The 1,271-nt window shown below is 67.0% G+C and carries 1 protein-coding gene and 1 pseudogene; one reads left to right on the top strand and one right to left on the bottom strand.

Going from position 1 to position 1,271, the window contains the following annotated elements:
• Window positions 1-297, bottom strand: a 297-nt coding sequence (locus VR44_RS43600; protein ID WP_245692917.1) for a transposase family protein, incomplete at its 3' end; no start/stop codon positions are given.
• A gap of 263 nt (window positions 298-560) precedes the next feature.
• On the opposite strand from VR44_RS43600, the pseudogene VR44_RS39980 reads away from it, so the two are divergent.
• Window positions 561-886 (top strand): annotated as a pseudogene (locus VR44_RS39980) (barstar family protein).
• Window positions 887-1,271: the final 385 nt, after the last annotated feature.

The following is a 1,271-nucleotide window of genomic DNA, read 5'->3' as shown; positions in this document are numbered from 1 at the left end:
CCGGTGCGCCGAAGACATGGGCCATCCGGGCGCCAGCACGGCCAGCCAAGGCAACGCCGACGGACGCGAGGGCCGAGCGCAGCCGTTCGGTTCGCCTTCCGTACCGGCGGGTGAGGCCAGGTATCTGCTCGGCAAAGGTCCGCGAGGGCAGGCACTCTCCCTGCAGGAGAACCGGCGGACCCTCAAGGACAACACCACATGCTGGCCAGCGGTCGGAAGATCACGAGGAAACCGCAGGTACGACCCGTGCACTCGCACTGACCACAGTCCACAGCTTGGGCAGGACGCCCCGCCCATCGTCGACCGGGCCTCCACCCGGACACCGACCTCCGCCACCTCGACCGCCACAACGTGGACGCCCTCAACCGATGCAAGCAGCACTTCTTCGAGCGATGTCCGAACTTCGTTCACGCCGAAGCACTCTTGGCCAGCCCCCACTCACCGCAGGCGATTTCCGGGCGACATCGCACGGCATCCATCGAAGATCAACAGTCACGCTGCGTAGCCGCCCACAGAAAGTGGACCAGAGCCGCTACTGACCTACGCGGCCAGTGAGATACGTGTTGGACTGCAGCCAGGTCAAGACGCTGGAGGACTTCTGGCGGGTCGCTGGCGAGAGCATCGGCTGCGGCGGATACTTCGGCCGGAACCTTGATGCCTTCGCTGACTGCCTCCGCGGCGGCTTCGGGACACCGGACGACGCGACTTCGTGATCGAGTGGCGTGATCACGAAGCCTCCCGCCAGCATCTGGGATATCCGGAGACTGCTCGGCAGCTCGAGAGGTGGCTCGCCCGCTGTCATCCGACGAACAAGGCACGTATGGCCGCCAGGCTGGCGGAAGCCCGCGCTGGACGTGGCCCGACCGCCTTCGACTGGCTGGTCTAGATCATTGAAGAAGAACTGCCGGGGGGCCTGCGCCTTCGTTAGCCAAGCGGAGTGGTCACGGAGCTGGCAGTCGGCCCTCGTCGATGTGGTCGGCGAGCTCGACCATGGCCCCCACCAGTCCCCTCTGTGTCCCGTCGTGCCCGCACCCATGGCCGAGTGCCGCCGAGGTGACCACGGGCGGTTACCTCCCCCAGTGACTGGGCCCTGCCCGCCTGGGCCCCTGCGCATGCCATCGCGCCGGGTTCGGACCATCACACCTGGCAGCCGTGCCCAGATCGGAAGCGCCGTTGACCGCCTCACACAGGGTGGCGGGCGGGGCTTCCGGCCGCCGTCGTTCTTGGGCCGACTAGGCCGTTTCCTGTGGATCACCTTGCTGACCAGATGA

Source organism: Streptomyces katrae (assembly GCF_000966975.1).
GTDB classification, from domain to species: Bacteria; Actinomycetota; Actinomycetes; order Streptomycetales; family Streptomycetaceae; genus Streptomyces; species Streptomyces katrae.
The sequence above is the reverse complement of the archived record's forward strand: the minus strand, read 5'-3'. Positions and strand labels throughout refer to the sequence as shown.